The organism is Phorcysia thermohydrogeniphila (assembly GCF_004339575.1).
In the GTDB taxonomy this organism is placed as follows: domain Bacteria; phylum Aquificota; class Aquificia; order Desulfurobacteriales; family Desulfurobacteriaceae; genus Phorcysia; species Phorcysia thermohydrogeniphila.
This window is the reverse complement of the sequence record NZ_SMFV01000003.1, coordinates 122,164-136,620: the sequence shown is the minus strand read 5'-3', so window position 1 is coordinate 136,620 and position 14,457 is coordinate 122,164. Positions and strand designations below refer to the sequence as shown.

At 44.5% G+C, this 14,457-nt stretch carries 16 protein-coding genes; 8 read left to right on the top strand and 8 right to left on the bottom strand.

The window, feature by feature from the left end; translation table 11 throughout:
* Positions 1–3 precede the first annotated feature (3 nt).
* Both CLV27_RS05015 and CLV27_RS05010 read right to left on the bottom strand, forming a co-directional pair.
* On the bottom strand, positions 4–780 hold the full coding sequence (locus CLV27_RS05015) for a metal ABC transporter ATP-binding protein (protein ID WP_132526445.1): 777 nt from the start codon (positions 778–780) through the stop codon (positions 4–6).
* On the bottom strand, positions 777–1,646 hold the full coding sequence (locus CLV27_RS05010) for a DsbA family protein (RefSeq protein WP_132526443.1): 870 nt from the start codon (positions 1,644–1,646) through the stop codon (positions 777–779). The genes CLV27_RS05015 and CLV27_RS05010 overlap by 4 nt, the downstream gene beginning before the upstream one ends.
* A 71-nt stretch (positions 1,647–1,717) precedes the next feature.
* Between CLV27_RS05010 and CLV27_RS05005 the strand changes: the two genes are divergently transcribed.
* The 5 genes from CLV27_RS05005 (at position 1,718) to CLV27_RS04985 (ending at position 7,635) form a co-directional block, all read left to right on the top strand.
* Positions 1,718–2,146, top strand: coding sequence for a DUF6884 domain-containing protein (locus tag CLV27_RS05005; RefSeq protein WP_132526441.1), 429 nt, complete (start codon positions 1,718–1,720; stop codon positions 2,144–2,146).
* Positions 2,133–4,310, top strand: a complete 2,178-nt coding sequence (locus tag CLV27_RS05000; RefSeq protein ID WP_132526439.1) for a UvrD-helicase domain-containing protein — start codon at positions 2,133–2,135, stop codon at positions 4,308–4,310. The genes CLV27_RS05005 and CLV27_RS05000 overlap by 14 nt, the downstream gene beginning before the upstream one ends.
* Entirely contained in the window at positions 4,300–5,190 is an 891-nt protein-coding gene (locus tag CLV27_RS04995; RefSeq protein WP_132526437.1) for a PD-(D/E)XK nuclease family protein, read from the top strand. Before CLV27_RS05000 ends, CLV27_RS04995 begins: the two co-directional genes overlap by 11 nt.
* A 7-nt stretch (positions 5,191–5,197) precedes the next feature.
* On the top strand, positions 5,198–6,466 hold the full coding sequence (gene dpdA / locus CLV27_RS04990) for a tRNA-guanine transglycosylase DpdA (protein WP_132526435.1): 1,269 nt from the start codon (positions 5,198–5,200) through the stop codon (positions 6,464–6,466).
* A 74-nt stretch (positions 6,467–6,540) separates the two neighbouring features.
* Complete coding sequence (locus CLV27_RS04985) at positions 6,541–7,635, top strand: hypothetical protein (RefSeq protein ID WP_132526433.1); 1,095 nt, start codon at positions 6,541–6,543, stop codon at positions 7,633–7,635.
* A 65-nt stretch (positions 7,636–7,700) separates the two neighbouring features.
* Here the strand turns inward: CLV27_RS04985 and CLV27_RS04980 are convergent, their stop codons facing one another.
* From CLV27_RS04980 to CLV27_RS04955, 6 genes are read right to left on the bottom strand one after another with little or no spacing between them, the layout of a single operon-like run.
* Positions 7,701–8,132: a Fur family transcriptional regulator gene (locus CLV27_RS04980; RefSeq protein WP_132526431.1), complete on the bottom strand. Its 432-nt coding sequence runs from the start codon at positions 8,130–8,132 to the stop codon at positions 7,701–7,703.
* A gap of 37 nt (positions 8,133–8,169) precedes the next feature.
* On the bottom strand, positions 8,170–9,078 hold the full coding sequence (fmt, locus tag CLV27_RS04975) for a methionyl-tRNA formyltransferase (RefSeq protein WP_132526676.1): 909 nt from the start codon (positions 9,076–9,078) through the stop codon (positions 8,170–8,172).
* A 10-nt stretch (positions 9,079–9,088) separates the two neighbouring features.
* Positions 9,089–9,706, bottom strand: a complete 618-nt coding sequence (locus tag CLV27_RS04970) for an L-threonylcarbamoyladenylate synthase (RefSeq protein WP_132526429.1) — start codon at positions 9,704–9,706, stop codon at positions 9,089–9,091.
* The gene (locus tag CLV27_RS04965; RefSeq protein ID WP_132526427.1) at positions 9,693–10,589 is read right to left on the bottom strand and encodes a damage-control phosphatase ARMT1 family protein; all 897 of its coding nucleotides are present in this window, start codon (positions 10,587–10,589) and stop codon (positions 9,693–9,695) included. The genes CLV27_RS04970 and CLV27_RS04965 overlap by 14 nt, the downstream gene beginning before the upstream one ends.
* 1 nt (position 10,590) lies before the next feature.
* Positions 10,591–11,058 carry a 5-(carboxyamino)imidazole ribonucleotide mutase gene (gene purE, locus CLV27_RS04960; RefSeq protein ID WP_132526425.1) on the bottom strand — a complete coding sequence of 156 codons (468 nt, stop codon included), beginning with the start codon at positions 11,056–11,058 and terminating at the stop codon, positions 10,591–10,593.
* On the bottom strand, positions 11,027–11,959 hold the full coding sequence (locus CLV27_RS04955; RefSeq protein ID WP_132526423.1) for a fibronectin type III domain-containing protein: 933 nt from the start codon (positions 11,957–11,959) through the stop codon (positions 11,027–11,029). The genes purE and CLV27_RS04955 overlap by 32 nt, the downstream gene beginning before the upstream one ends.
* Positions 11,960–12,053: 94 nt before the next feature.
* Between CLV27_RS04955 and efp the strand changes: the two genes are divergently transcribed.
* Genes efp through accC form a run of 3 tightly spaced genes read left to right on the top strand, consistent with a single transcriptional unit; the run spans position 12,054 to position 14,438 of the window.
* Positions 12,054–12,626: an elongation factor P gene (gene efp / locus CLV27_RS04950; protein WP_132526421.1), complete on the top strand. Its 573-nt coding sequence runs from the start codon at positions 12,054–12,056 to the stop codon at positions 12,624–12,626.
* A 14-nt stretch (positions 12,627–12,640) separates the two neighbouring features.
* Complete coding sequence (gene accB / locus CLV27_RS04945; RefSeq protein WP_132526419.1) at positions 12,641–13,081, top strand: acetyl-CoA carboxylase biotin carboxyl carrier protein; 441 nt, start codon at positions 12,641–12,643, stop codon at positions 13,079–13,081.
* A gap of 4 nt (positions 13,082–13,085) precedes the next feature.
* Positions 13,086–14,438, top strand: coding sequence for an acetyl-CoA carboxylase biotin carboxylase subunit (gene accC / locus CLV27_RS04940; protein WP_132526417.1), 1,353 nt, complete (start codon positions 13,086–13,088; stop codon positions 14,436–14,438).
* Positions 14,439–14,457: the final 19 nt, after the last annotated feature.

Below are 14,457 nucleotides of genomic sequence, written 5' to 3'. Positions count from 1 at the left end.
CTCTTAAACGTGTTTATCACCTATGAGGAAAACGGGGCCAAAGTCTGTCTTGGCTATTTTCACATCTACTTGGTAAATGCGTGAAAGGAGCTCCTCGTTGAGAATTTCCTCTTTCCTACCAACGAAGAACTCTCTGTAGCCGATGAGAACTACTTTTTCAATGTAGTCCCAGACAAAGTTTAGCTCGTGGGTTACCATGCAGATGCCAAATCCCTTTTCCTTGTGGAGGGTGTCTATTATCTCAAGTATCCGTTTTGAACTTTTGAGATCAACGCCCGTAGTTGGCTCGTCAAGGAAGATGTAGTGGGGATTTCCAACGAGAGCTCTCGCTATTAAAACCTTCCTCTGCTGTCCCCCTGAGAGCTCGTTGAACGGTTTTTCTTTTACGTCTGCAATTCCGAAACGCTCCATCCAGTAGAGAGCTCTTTCAACCTCTTTCTCTGTAATCCTTTCAAACCTTCCTAACCTTGGGAAGAAACCTGAAAGGACAACATCAAGGGCTGTTGCTGGAAAGTGGTGGGAGTAGTCTTCCATCTGTGGAACGTAACTTAAGAATCTTTTTTCCTCGCACCCGTGGGTGCAGTCTTTACCGTGTATGAGAATCCTCCCCGAGAGGGGAGGCACTATTCCTAAGATAGTCTTAACTAAGGTGCTCTTGCCAACGCCGTTTGGACCGACGATTACCCAGAACTCCCCTTCTGCCATGTGAAGGGAGAGTCCCTCCAGAAGGGGAGTTTTATACCCTATGGAAAGGTTCTTAAGTGTAATTCCATCCTTCATTTAAGCTTTACCACTTCCTCAAGAGGTCTAAATCCAACGAAGATGTAACCTTCATTTCCTGAGGGGATGAATATGATGGTTGGCGTCGCTCTAACTTTGTTCTTTGCAAGGGTGTCCTTAAGTTCCTTAAAGACTTTAGCAAGCTCTTTATCTTCTCCCTCTTTCTTCATCTCCTTCTGGATTTCAGATGAGTACTTCCTGAAGTTTCCGTTTCCTAAGGAGTATAGGTGCTTGAAGGTTTCCTCTATGCCTTTTTCCTTTGCAAGTTTTGCAAAGTGGACAAAGCCTTTAATAGACCTTTCACCGTGAACGGCAAAGGGAATCAGGTGGAGCTCTACGTCCAGTTTCTTAGCCGTTTCCTCGTTGAACTGGTTAAAGTGTCTGTAGCAGAAGGGGCAAAAGACGTCCCATACGATGTAGAGCTTCTTATCTCCCTTTCCTATGACGTGGGGAATTCCTGCTTTATTTAACTTCTCGTCAACACTTTTCAGCCAAGAGAGGTCCATCTTTAGTGGTGAGACGGCGTTCTTTGGTTGTAGAGGTTTCAGGATTTTGTCGCCCTTTACCTCTGTAACTTCAAGGAGGTTTAGAGCTATGTATTTTCCGTCCTTTGATACCCATATGTACCTTTTTATTTTTCTTGCGTTTCCTTCATCTATCACCTCTACGATGAAACCGTCAAAGCCGGGAACTTTTAAGTCTGTAAGGGGTTGGATACTGCCTATCTTTATTCCCCTTTTCTCTAAAGGTTTCAGGACTGTCCTAATAAGCTCCTCGTCCTTTTTTACCTCGTTTTTTACCTCGTTACCAAAGGCGAGTGGTGATAGTGCGAGTGAAAGAGCCAAGACTGTGCTAAGGATTTTCATCTTATCCCTCCAAAGTTTTTAAGGAGATTTGTAAAATAATAATACGAAACTTTTCCTTAAGAGGAAGGGAATTGAAAAAGAAGGTTGTCCTCGTTACGGCCTGCGGAAATAAAAAAGAAGAAAAACCAAGACCTGCTGGGGAGCTCTACAAGTCTGCAAGGATAAGGCACCTTTACCGGAAGTCAAAGGAGCTCGGCGTTCCTTTCTTTATCTTGAGTGCAGGCTACGGCCTTGTTTCTGGGGATGAGATGATTTCTCCTTACAACGCAGTTATGTCAGAAGAAAGGTGTAGGGAGCTTGAAGGAGAAATCGCCGAAAGGTTAAAGGCTTATGATGTTATCGTCTACTACAGGGGTGGAGCAAGAAAGGACTACCTTGACTGTATAAAGAAGGTTGCAGAGAAGTTAGGAAAGGAGTTCATAGTTTTTGGTTACGGTAATATGGGTGACATTGGAAAGTTAGGGGAGGTTCTAAAGAGCTTGGGCTATGCTTTTAGGTGATGAAAGGTTCTTTGAGCTCGTAGAGGAAATTGGAGGAAAAAGGCTAAACAACGAGCAAAAAGAGGCCATAACCTATACAGATGGGCCTTTAAAGGTAGTTGCAGGTCCCGGCTCAGGGAAGACGGAGGTTATCGTTCTCAGAGCTCTCTACCTAATTGCCGTTAAGGGGGTGAATCCCCGTTCAATTTTCTTGGTTACCTTTACAAAGAAGGCCTCTGAGGAGTTCTTTTCCCGATTTGTAACCTACGCCGGAGCTCTGAAAGAAAAAGTAAAGGAACTTTCCTTTGAACCCTACGACATTTACGCCGGAACCCTTCACTCCTTAGCCCTGAAGGTGATGGAAGAATTTCAATTTAGCCGTTTTGAACGTTACAGGCTCTTGGAAGATTTTGAAAGAGACATCATCCTTTTTAAGGAATTTCAGGACTTAAAAGAGGGGAGTAAGTACAGATACTTCTTTGACTTCTTCCAGCTTGAGAGGGAAGGGATTACACAAGAAGAGCTCTACCTTCAAAAGCTTGACGTTTTGAGCCGTCTATTTGAGTTCATTCCTCAGAACCTTGTTGACTGGAGGAGGCTCAGAGGGAAGAAGGGGACACTTGGGGAAGCTGTAGAGCTCTACGTCCGCTACAGGAAACTACTTAAGAACGAAAAGCGTCTTGACTACGTTCACGCTGAAGAACTCTTTTTACGGTTTCTTGAGTCTGAAGAGGGGAAAAGGTTTCTTAACGGGGACGGGAGTGAGTTCTTCCCCGGAATAGACTGGGTTATGGTTGACGAGTATCAGGATACGAACCCCCTTGACGAGGAAATTTACTTTGCCCTTGCTTCAAGGAGTAAAAACATAACGGTTGTTGGAGACGATAACCAAGCCCTCTACAGGTTCAGGGGAGCTGTAGTTGACTGTTTTATAGACTTTGAAAAGAAATGTAAAGAGAGGTTTGGCACAGAAGTAAAGGTAGTAAACCTTAGCAAGAACTACAGGTCTGACAGGGAAATAGTGGCTTTCATAAACTACTTTATAACAAAGCACCTTAAAGTTAACAATGAGATTAGGAGAGGTTGGGAAAGGCTCTCGGTAAAGAACAAGGAGAAAATAAAGTTTGCATCCGGCATAAAAAGTCACGAGTTTCTCGGCGATTCTGTTGTAGAGATAAAGGCAGGTAGCAATGAGGAGCTTGCAAGAAAGTGCTGCTTTTTCGTAAAGGAGCTAAAAAGAAAAGGGGTTATAAAAAACTACTCTGACGTTGTTCTCTTACTCCCGAGCACGAGGGAATTCTCAAAGGCTGGGGAAAAGCTTGCAGGCTACATAAAAGAGGTTTTCACGAGGGAAGGAATCCCCGTTTACAACCCGCGCTCAAAAGCCCTTGTAATGCAAAAAGAAGTGGCAACGGTTATTGGAGCTCTCTGCGAAATCTTCCCGTCTGAAGAATTTCAGGAAGTTATAGACGAGAAGGTAAAGTTTTGGAAGGGAACTTTTAACTCTGAGGCCTCCCCGAAACTGAAAGAGCACGTGAGAAACTGGAAGGAAAAGGTAGAATCGTCAAAGGAAGAAAGTTTTAATGTTATGGAAATTTTCTACTCTCTCTTACAGTTTGAGCCTTTAAAGAGCTTTAAGGAGGAGCTCCTTACTTCCTTAAACTTGGCAAAGTTCAGCCAGCTTCTTTCGCTCTTTTCTCAGAGGGTAGGGGAGATTCCAGTTGAAAACGGTAAAGTTAAAAAGGAATGGCTTAGTGAGTTTTACGGAACTTTCCTCTACCTCCTTTCCGTGAAAGACGCAGACCTTAAAGAGGTTGAGTCCGTTCCTGAGGATATGTTTCCCATAATGACCTTCCACCAGTCAAAAGGGCTTGAGTTTCCCATTGTAATAGTTGGAGACCTAACGGAACACAGGGGAGACTTTAAGCTCGGTCGCCTTGAAAGGCTCTTTGGAAGGGACTTAAGCTGGGAGAGGAACACGATAGACGCCGTCAGGAAGTTCTACGTGGCATACTCAAGGGCAAAGTACTGCCTCCTGATACTTAGGAAGCCAGAAGAGGAAACGCCTGAGGAGGGTAAACCTTGGAAGCTTGCCGCTCTACCCGGTTTTGAGAGAGAATGGCATGAGGAGTTTTCAAGGAAGTTTAGAGAAAAGCTAAGGGAGAGGGAAAGAGGTGGACATTGAGAAGCTGGTAGAGGGTTTAGAGAGGTTTTCCTTACACCTTGGAAGTCCCCTAACCTCCTCAAGGAAGAAGTTAAAGAGGCGTTACAGCATTACTGGAGACATCATTTCCTACTCAATTTGTCCGAGGCAGTACGGCTTTTACAAGTTCTTGGGTTACGCACCCTCAAACCCTACTCAAGAGTGGTACGGTAGCATCATTCACAGATTTTTAAAGAGAGCTCACCTTTACTTTCTAAAAAACGGGGAAGTTCCCGATGAAAAGGTAATAGAGGAGATTTTTCACAGAATAGAAAGTGCAATGGAAGCTGAAGGTGTAAGGGCTTCAAGTGAGAAGGCAAGAGAAAGTGCCCTTTCTGTTTTAAAAAAGTTCTGCAGGATTGAGGGAAAGAATTTCTTTAGTTCGGTTCTTGAGGCAGAGCTCCAACTAATAAAGGAGCTTGATAACTTCATCCTCTACGGGATAGTTGACGTCTTAAAGAGGGATGGAGAGGCGCTTGAGATATGGGACTACAAGGGAATGAGAAGGCCGGACGAGAGGAAACCTTTTGGAAGGGAAAAGCTTGAAAGGTACAGAAAGCAGATGTTCGTCTACGGTTACCTCTTTAAAGAAAGGAGTGGGGAGTTTCCAAAGAGGGCGGTTCTCTACTTTATGAATGAGCTCCTTAACTGTGAAAAAAGGCCAGAGAGCGCCATTTACGTTGTTGACTTTGAGAAAGAAGAGACTGTGAGGGAAGTTAAGGAGTTTATCTCTGAGTTTAAACGAATAGTAGAGAGGATAGAAAAATCTCGGGAGACGAACAGCTGGGAGCTCCCTGCCGAAATAGACGAGGAAACCTGCAAGCAGTGCGACTTCAGGTTTGACTGTCCCAAGGTGCTATAATTGGCCGATGAAATTCTTTCTGCCTTACTGGGAAGACTGGGTTCATAAGGACTTTGACCCCTTAACAGACAGCTACAGCGGGGGATACGAAAACTCCATCTTTGCCCACGAAATATACTCCCCTCCTCCCTACGATGGAGTCTTGGTTAGCCTTGGAATGTTTGAGCTGAAACTAAAGCTCATAAAAGAAAACGGAAAACCGAAAATAAGGGGCTTTTCAAACATAAAGGATTACTTAAGGACAAAGGGTAAACTTCCAGTTCTTGGCGACTGTGGAGCTTTTACTTACGTAAATGAAAAACGTCCTCCCCTTTCTGTTGAAAAGGCGGCTTCCCACTACCACCTGCTTGGATTTGACTACGGGATATCCGTTGACCATATTTGCTGTGAAACCGTAACTGTAGAGAGGGGAAAGGAAAAGGAATTTAAGTTCGTTGACTTAAAAGAGACCGGAAAAGGAAAACTAAAGCTTACACTCTCTACTGATGAGCTTGAAGAAAGAAGACAGCTTAGCCTGCAAAACGCAAGAGAATTCTTAAAACTTTCAAAGAACGCCTCCTTTATCCCCGTTGGGGCAGCGCAAGGGTATTCGGTTGAAACCTACATAGACAGCGTAAAAGAGCTTGTTCGTTACGGCTACACGTTTATAGCCATTGGAGGACTTGTCCCCCGAAGGACGGACTTTATAAAAGAGCTCTTAAAAAAACTTGCTGAGGAAGTAGATCTTGAAGGAGTGAGGGTTCACCTCCTTGGGGTCTTAAGGGAGGAGCTCCTTCCAGAAATGGTTAAGTGGGGGATTTTTAGTTTTGACAGCGCCTCTTACCTAAGAAAAGCTTGGCTTAAAGCTAAGGAAAACTATTTAGGAATTGACTACAAATGGTACGCCTCTATAAGAGTTCCAGACAGCAGGAATCCAAGACTTAAGAAAAAGATAATGAGGTCTAACCTTAGTCCTTCTGATATTTATGAACAGGAGCAAAAAATTTTAAGGGCTTTAAGGGAGTACGATAGTGGAAAAGTAAAAGAACTTGACGCTTTGATTGAGGACGTTATGACCTACGATAGACTCTTTTTCAGGGAAGAGTTTAAAGAAGGAAAGTATGAGAAACTATACAGGGAGCTCCTAGAAAGTAAGGTTTGGAGAGAGTGCAGCTGTCCTGTTTGCCGTAAACTTGGAATAGACGTTGTTATATTTCGCGGAAGCAACCGGAATAAGCGCAGGGGCTTTCATAATACTTACGTGTTTTACGGTCGTCTAAATGAGTTTTTAAAGTAAGGTTTTTCACGAAATTTTCACTTTTGAATGCTAACATCAATACCAAAGTTAAGTTAAAACGGGAGGAGTTGGAGATGAGGAAAAAGCTTTTTTTAGCAACCGCAGTGTTAGTTTCTTTGGGACTTGCAAGTTGCGGAGGTGGAGGAAGTAGCTCAGTGTCTACAACTTTAACTGGTCAATTTGTTGACAGTGAAGTAGCAAACGTTGAGTATGAAACTTCCTCAGGTATAACAGGAAGAACGGACGAAAACGGCTACTTCAAGTATAGACCGGGAGATACTGTGGTTTTCAAAGTAGGTAAGGTTGTTATAGGTGAAACAAAGGGTCAAGACCTCGTGACTCTCGTTGACCTTCTCTCTGATGATACAACCGATCCAGCAGAACTTCAGAAGAAAATGGAACTTATTTCTGCCTTTCTTATCTCCCTTGATGAGGATGGAAATCCTGACAACGGTATAAAGATAAAAGAAGAAGCTATTGAGAAGCTGAAGGATGAGCTTGAGGAAGAGGTAGACCTTGAAAAAGAGGAGCATTCTGCTGACGTTGATGTCGTGTCCTTGGTGGACAATTTACCCATCCCTGAAGACTTGAGAGAGGAAGTCAAGGATAAGATTACTGTTGCTGAAAATCACATAGAAAAGTCGGTTTATCAACGTTTAGGAGAGACATTGCAGTATCTTGATGGAAAGACAGTTTTGTTAAAGTCTAAGGATGGTTCAATAAACGGAACTTGCACTTTTACTATTACCAGTTCTGACGAGAACGCTAAAACGATAACTGGAGAAATAACGAACTGCTCTGGAAGTGGTGTAGAAGATGATGCTGTTACTTTTAAAGTGGAAGAGGGGATTCCCTACCTTTACGAAGGTGACGGAACTAAGGATATGATTATAGAGCTTGAGCATGAAGAATTCTGCATCATGACTCCAGATTCTGGTGTCATTTGTATGGAACCCTATGAGGAAGAACACGAGGAGCATGCTGAAGCGTCAGAGGTAACTGCTGAAAATGAGATGGAGGGAGAACACGAGGAGCACGCTGAAACGTCAGAGGCAACTACCGAAAGTGAGATGGAAGGAGAACACGAGGAATTAACAGGAACTACTGAGGCAAATAACGAAAGTGAACTTGAGGAGTCTCACGAAACTTCTTCAACGGTGATAGAATGAGGTTAATCAACCAGAGAATAATGAAACTATGGAGTAAACATTGTAAGGGGGAGTTTCCCTCCCCCTTATTTAACTTCTTTTTTACATTTTTTACATATGCCGTAGCACAGAACTGTGCAGTTTACGATTTCAAATCCCTCTTCCTTGAGCTTGTTGAAGGGCTGTTCTGAGGGGATGTCAATATCGTAAATAGCTCCGCACTCTACACAGACGAAGTGGCTGTGGGGTTCTACCCTTGCGTCGTAGTGAACCTTGTCTTTAAGGGTTGGAACTCTCACTACAAGTCCGGCCTTCTCAAGGCTTGCAAGCGTCCTGTAGACAGTGGTAAGGGAAATCCCTTCTATCTTGTTCTTTAAGCTCTCAAAGAGCTCTTCCGCCGATGGGTGGTCGTTACGGGAGGCCAGTTCCCTGTAAATTGCTATCCTCTGGGGAGTAACCTTTAACCCTGCCTCTCTCGCCTTTTCCCTAAAGAGCTCCAGCTTCCTTTCAAGTTCCATCCTTTTCCCCGTAAAATTGTAAGGTGGAATATATTCTCTATGAGAACATATCGCCAACCTTTACTCGGTAACCCCTGATAAACTCTTCGCCAGTTATCTCTTTCCTGCCTTCGGGGCGAATTCTCTTTATCCTGAGAGCTCCCTCCCCAGTAGCTACAACGAGCTCTTTATCTGCTTTTACAACCTCTCCCGGCTTCCCTTGAAGGTTTACCGGTTCTGCTTCTGTTATTTTTACCCTTCTTCCTTTAAACTCTGCGTAGGCAGAAGGCCAAGGGGTAAAGGCCCTTACCATGTTGAATATCCTTTCTGCCGGCAGTGTCCAGTCTATCCTTCCCATTTCTTTCTTTATCGGTTTACAGTAGGTAGCCTTAGAGTGGTCCTGAGGAACTGGGGTAATTTTTCCTGAGACGTAGTCTGGAATCGTTTCTACAAGGAGCTCTGCCCCTACTTTGGCGAGTTTATCGTGGAGAGTTTGAGCGTTGTCTGATTTTTCTATTTTTACTTTTCGTTGAGAGATGATGTCGCCGGCGTCAAGCTCTGGAGAGATTTTCATTATCGTTACGCCGGTTTCTTCTTTACCGTCAAGTAGGACAGACTGAATGGGGGAAGCTCCCCTGTACTCCGGTAGGAGAGAGGCGTGGACGTTTATGCAGCCAAACTTTGGTAGGTTGAGTATCTCGTCGGGTAAGATTTTCCCGTAGGCTGCTACGACGATGAGGTCAGGATTTATCTTCCTTAAGGTTTCAAGGAGTTCCCTGTTCCCCTTTACCTTTTCTGGCTGGTAAACTGGGATGCCAAGCTCTTCTGCAAGTACTTTTACAGGTGGTGGCGTTAACTTTTTTCCCCTTCCAGCAGGCCTATCTGGCTGGGTTATCACTAAAGGCACTTCGTAGCCAGCTTCCTTTAAGGCATTTAAGGAGGGAACGGCAAAGTCTGGAGTTCCCATAAAGACAACTTTAAGCTTCCTCTCCAACTAAGACCTCCATTACCTTAGAGAATTTGATAGCTCCTTCCCTTATAAGCTCTGGAGTATTCCCAAGGAGAGAGACAATCGTTGAGGGAACGTTCCCCGGCTTCCCTTCAACGCAGTAGGCGAGTTTATCTCTAAAGTAACGATAACACTCCTTGCAGTTAGTTGCCGGCTTTTCTCCTTGAGGGTTAGCGCTGGGCGCAAAGAGGGGAAAAGTCTCCTTTATGAGAGCTCTTAAAAAATTATCGTCTGGAATCCGAACGGCCAAGTTGTCCCTACAAAAGAGAGCTCTAAAGGGACTTTCAGAGTCTAAAGGGAGAACAAAGGTGATAGGAGCCGGAATAAGCTTTTTTAGTTTGTCTTTAAACCTTTCCGGTATTACAACTCCATGCTCTGTAAGCTGCTCCACAGATTCAAAGAGAACTATGAGGGGTTTTTGAGGGTCTCTACCCTTTATTCTGTAGACCTCTTCGACTGCTTTTTTGTCTAAGGCGTTTCCCAGTATCCCGTAAAGCGTATCCGTTGGAGCACAGATGAGTTTTCCCTCTCTTAGAGCTCTTGCAATTTCTTTAACGTTAGTAACATCCTTTTTAACAACCTTCATTCTCTCTTATCTCAAAAAGGCGCTTGTTATAGAGGAATATGAGGTCGTTCACGTTACAGTTGAGCTCTTTCGCTACAGGCCGGCACTTAGCCTTGAGGATGAAGAATATATCTTTTGAATCAATGCCGTCCAGCGTTTCAAAGTTAGCCTGTCCTTTTGAGATAACAAAGAACGACCTGTTCCAGTGGTCTAAAAATTCCTGAGATACGAAGTCAAAGTCAATGCCTATAAAGTCCCTTCCCGTTGTTATGAGCTCGTCTACGTAATCTACGACTCCTGTCTTGAAGGCGTCTTCAACTGTTGCGTCGTTGAGGATAGGGCCTCCCCTTACGGCGAGGACAACCTTCAGTCCGTACTTTTTAAGCTCCCGTATCAGGAACTTGTCAAAGACTATCTCTCCGGCGTTATCGGCCACGTAGAGAACCTGCTTTCCGGGGACTAAAAAGCGCTCTAAGAGAGCAATATCAAAGTAGGCAAAGGGTGCGCTCAGGACATTTTTTATTTCCTCTTCAAGACTAAAGGGTTTCGGTATTCCGAAGTCTATAACGTTTCCTAAGGCTGCTAGCCTTATGGCTATGGAGAGCTTGTCTTCAGCCTTTTCGTAGATGTCCCTTTCTAAGATAGGTTCAAGCTTTAAGGCAATATCGTTATACCTGTCTTTGAGGGTCTTGTAGGGGTCTTTTACTTGCGTTTTTTCCTTAAAAATCCTGTGGATGAAAGTTGCGTTGTGGCCGGGAGATTTGTCTGGTCGGAGCTCTTTTGAGATGAACTTGGCTGTTTCCCGGAGTATATCAAGGGTCGCGGAGTCGGGAATCTCCGCAACCCTTGCAACGTTAAGCACCTGTTTCATAAAGCAGGGTATGCATTCAGGGTAGACTTTCATCTTAACCCTCTAATACCTTCTTCTTCATCTCTTCCCTGTAAGCTTTCAGTTTCTCTTTTAGTTCTGGGTACTTTATCGCCATAATTTCTGCTGCCAAGACTGCTGCGTTCTTAGCTCCAGCTTTACCTATCGTTACTGTTGCAACCGGGATACCTCCCGGCATCTGAACGATGGAGAGGAGAGAGTCAATTCCTTTAAGAGGGGAGGCATCAAGAGGAACTCCTATAACGGGTAGAACCGTCTTTGCGGCGATTACTCCTCCAAGGTGGGCAGCGTAACCGGCAGCTGCAATGATAACGTCGTACTCCTCCTCTGCCTTCTCACAGAAAGCGATAACCTCATCAATAGTTCTGTGGGCAGAGAGAACTTTTACATCGTAGGGAATGCCGAACTTCTCAAGAGTTTCAGTACAGCTTTCCATGATAGGCATGTCCGATTTACTTCCCATTATTACTGCAACTTTTTTCATCTACCACCTCCTTTGCTTTCACTGGTTTTGAAAGATTTCCTGCCTTATCAACCGCTACAACAAAAACATTTCCTCTTGGACACTCTGGAAAGTAGAAGTATATTCCCTTTCCGTTAGTTGAAAACCGTTTTCCTTTAACGAGAACTCTGTACTCGCTAACGTCTGCTGAGGGTGAGGGCTCCCAAATAACTAAGCAACCCTTTAAAGATTTAAGCACGATTGGAGCTCTCGGAGGAAGCGGGGGAGTCGTGTCAAGGGGGGTCACCGTTATAGCTTTAGAGAGAGCTCCCTTAACGCTGTCCTTAGAAAACCTAAAGCGGTAAGTATAGGTAGAGCCGTTCTTTACCGCCTCATCCTTGAAGTTAAGAGTTCCCGGTGGTAGAGTCTTAAAGGGTTTTACAAAAGGAGGGTGGGCGTTCTTGAAAATTTCAACTGAATAATCGTGATAAGGCTCAAAAGTAAAAGCAACGAATCCATCACCTGACTTGACCTCTTTAATACGGGGTTTGTCCTCTATCGGTTCCTTGCCGATTATACAGACCGGCTCTGAAGGCTCACTCTCGTAACTGTCGTAAATGGCGATTATAGCGTAGCAACGCCTTTCACCGTCTGAGATAGGTATAGGGTCAGAAAAGAAGGTCTTATCAACCTTGACTTTTCGTTTTCCGAAGTTAACGCTGACTACGTAGGAGACTCTATCCGGTATTGGCAGTTTTCTACCGTCGGCGAATGTGGTTACTTTTTGCCAGACAACTACTGGATTTTTAAAGGATTGCTGTATAATAGAAATACGGGGTGGAGAAGGCAACTTGCTGAAGGGAGGTTTTGGGTCTCCCTTACTTCCGCACGTTGTAAAGGAAAAGAGTGAAAGTAAAGGGAAAAATAGAAGCAGTTTTTTCACACTGCCTCCTGTAGCTTTCGGGTGGAAAGGATTTTAGCACAGGTAGCTTTTGCTGATATAATTTTGCGCAAAACACACGGTTAGGAGGTAAAAGTTGGCTTCCATAGATGTTAACCAGATAGCCAAGGGAATGAAACTTGAAATTGACGGACAGCCTTACGAGATAATAGACTACCAGCACGTTAAGCCCGGTAAAGGACAGGCCTTTGCAAGAATTAAGCTCAAGAACCTTAAAACTGGAAACGTTGTTGAGAAAACCTACAAAGTTGGAGAAAAGTTAGAACTTGCCGACTTTGAAGAGAGGGAAATGGAGTACATTTACAACGACGGAGAGTACTACTACTTTATGGACTCCAAGACTTACGAGCAGGTTGGCGTTTCCGCCGCTGCCCTCGGCGAGAAAGCTAAGTTCCTAAAGGAAAATACAACCACTATCGTTCAGTTCTATAAAGGAGAAGCAATTTCTGTGAAGTTGCCAAAGAGTATTGTTCTTCAGGTTGTTGATACTGAGCCCGGATTTAAGGGCGACACAGTTTCTAACGTTACTAAGCCTGCTACTTTGGAAACGGGAGCGGTTGTTCAAGTTCCGATGTTTATAAACCCCGGAGATTACATCAAAGTTAACCCTGAAACGGGTGAGTACATAGAAAGGGTAAGTGTTAAATGATTTAACTGGAGGAGCTGTTGCTGGACAAAGTAAAGGAACTCTTAAAGGCTCTTGAAAATACTTCTGTTGAAGAGCTTGAAGTAGAGACTGAAGGTCTGAAAGTTAGGGTCAAGTTTAAGAGGGAAAAGGGAGCTGGAGCTCCAGCTCCCCTTCAAGAAACTAAAACGGCAGAGCCGGTCGCTCAAGAAGCTCCTTCTGAGGAAGAAAAGACCAACTACTACGTCGTAGAAGCTCCAATGGTGGGAACTTTTTATAGAGCTCCTGCCCCCGGCGCTGAGCCTTTCGTGAAGGAAGGGGACTTTGTAGAAAAGGGGCAAACACTCTGCATAATAGAGGCCCTTAAAGTTATGAACGAGATAGAGTCAGAAGTTTCCGGAATAGTTAGGAAAATCCTCGTGGAGAACGGTCAACCGGTGGAGTACGGTCAGCCCCTCTTCTACATAGAACCGAGGTAGTCTTATGTTCAGGAAAGTCCTCATAGCCAACAGAGGTGAAATAGCAGTAAGAATCATTAGAACCTGTAAGGAGCTCGGTATAAAAACCGTTGCTATTTACTCAACGGCTGATAGGGACTCCCTTCACGTTTACTTAGCTGATGAAGCTATCTGTATAGGAGGTCCTCTTCCTCAGGAAAGCTACTTGAACATTCCGGCCATAATTTCAGCTGCCGAAGTCACTGGGGCTGACGCTATACATCCCGGTTACGGCTTTCTATCGGAAAATCCGGGTTTTGCCGAAATATGTACCGCCTGCGGTATGAAGTTCATAGGGCCATCGCCAGAGGCGATGGTTCTGATGGGCGATAAGGCCAAGGCGAGGGAAGTAGCTGTTAAAGCAGGCGTTCCGGTAGTTCCGGGTAGTGGAATCCTCAGGAACGTTCAAGAAGCCCTAAAGGCGTGTGAGGAGATTGGCTATCCAGTTCTTGTGAAGGCTGCCCACGGGGGTGGAGGAAGGGGAATGAGGCTTATAGAGTCTCCCGATGAGGCTGAAACCCTCATAGCTACTGCAATGGCTGAGGCTGAGGCTGCCTTTGGTAATGGGGAGGTCTACGTAGAGAAGTACATAGAAAACCCAAGGCACATAGAGATACAGCTCATTGCCGATGGTCACGGTAATGTGGTAACCTTTGGAGAAAGGGAGTGTTCCCTTCAGAGGAGACACCAAAAAGTAGTTGAAGAGGCGCCATCCCCATTTGTGGATGAGACTTTAAGGGAGAAGCTTTCAGAAGCGGCAAAAAAGCTTGCAGAGTACATTGGTTACGAGGGTGCTGGAACGGTTGAGTTCCTCGTTGATAAGGACAGGAATTTCTACTTCATAGAAATGAATACCAGAATTCAGGTGGAGCACCCTGTTACTGAACTTGTTACCGGTAAGGACCTTATAAGGTATCAGATTGAGGTAGCTGCCGGTGAAAAACTTGACTTAAATCAACCCACTTTGAAAGGACACGCTATAGAATTTAGGATAACGTGTGAAGATTTTGAAAAGGACTTCCGTCCAACGCCGGGAAAAATAGAAAAGCTACTCCTTCCCGGAGGGTTCGGAGTAAGGGTTGATACCCACATTTACGAGGGGTATTCAGTTCCCCAGTATTACGACTCGCTCCTTGCAAAGCTAATAGTTTGGGGAGAAACGAGAGAGGAAGCTATCAGGAGAGGGAAGAGAGCTCTCTCTGAGTTTATCATTGAGGGAAACTTGAAAACAACAATACCCTTTCATATAAAACTATTAGAGCATGAAAACTTTATAAGAGGAGAGCTTGACACAAAAATACTTGAGACTAAAATTTTGCCGCAAATAAAAACCGTTTGAGCACTTGCGCTAATGCAGC

Excerpts from the sequence above, each read along its gene's own strand:
- CLV27_RS05015 (WP_132526445.1), bottom strand. The coding sequence starts at position 780 with ATGAAGGATGGAATTACACTTAAGAACCTTTCCATAGGGTATAAAACT.
- CLV27_RS05010 (WP_132526443.1), bottom strand. The coding sequence starts at position 1,646 with ATGAAAATCCTTAGCACAGTCTTGGCTCTTTCACTCGCACTATCACCA.
- CLV27_RS05000 (WP_132526439.1), top strand. The coding sequence starts at position 2,133 with ATGCTTTTAGGTGATGAAAGGTTCTTTGAGCTCGTAGAGGAAATTGGA.
- dpdA (WP_132526435.1), top strand. The coding sequence starts at position 5,198 with ATGAAATTCTTTCTGCCTTACTGGGAAGACTGGGTTCATAAGGACTTT.
- CLV27_RS04985 (WP_132526433.1), top strand. The coding sequence starts at position 6,541 with ATGAGGAAAAAGCTTTTTTTAGCAACCGCAGTGTTAGTTTCTTTGGGA.
- CLV27_RS04980 (WP_132526431.1), bottom strand. The coding sequence starts at position 8,132 with ATGGAACTTGAAAGGAAGCTGGAGCTCTTTAGGGAAAAGGCGAGAGAG.
- fmt (WP_132526676.1), bottom strand. The coding sequence starts at position 9,078 with ATGGGAACTCCAGACTTTGCCGTTCCCTCCTTAAATGCCTTAAAGGAA.
- CLV27_RS04970 (WP_132526429.1), bottom strand. The coding sequence starts at position 9,706 with ATGAAGGTTGTTAAAAAGGATGTTACTAACGTTAAAGAAATTGCAAGA.
- CLV27_RS04965 (WP_132526427.1), bottom strand. The coding sequence starts at position 10,589 with ATGAAAGTCTACCCTGAATGCATACCCTGCTTTATGAAACAGGTGCTT.
- purE (WP_132526425.1), bottom strand. The coding sequence starts at position 11,058 with ATGAAAAAAGTTGCAGTAATAATGGGAAGTAAATCGGACATGCCTATC.
- accC (WP_132526417.1), top strand. The coding sequence starts at position 13,086 with ATGTTCAGGAAAGTCCTCATAGCCAACAGAGGTGAAATAGCAGTAAGA.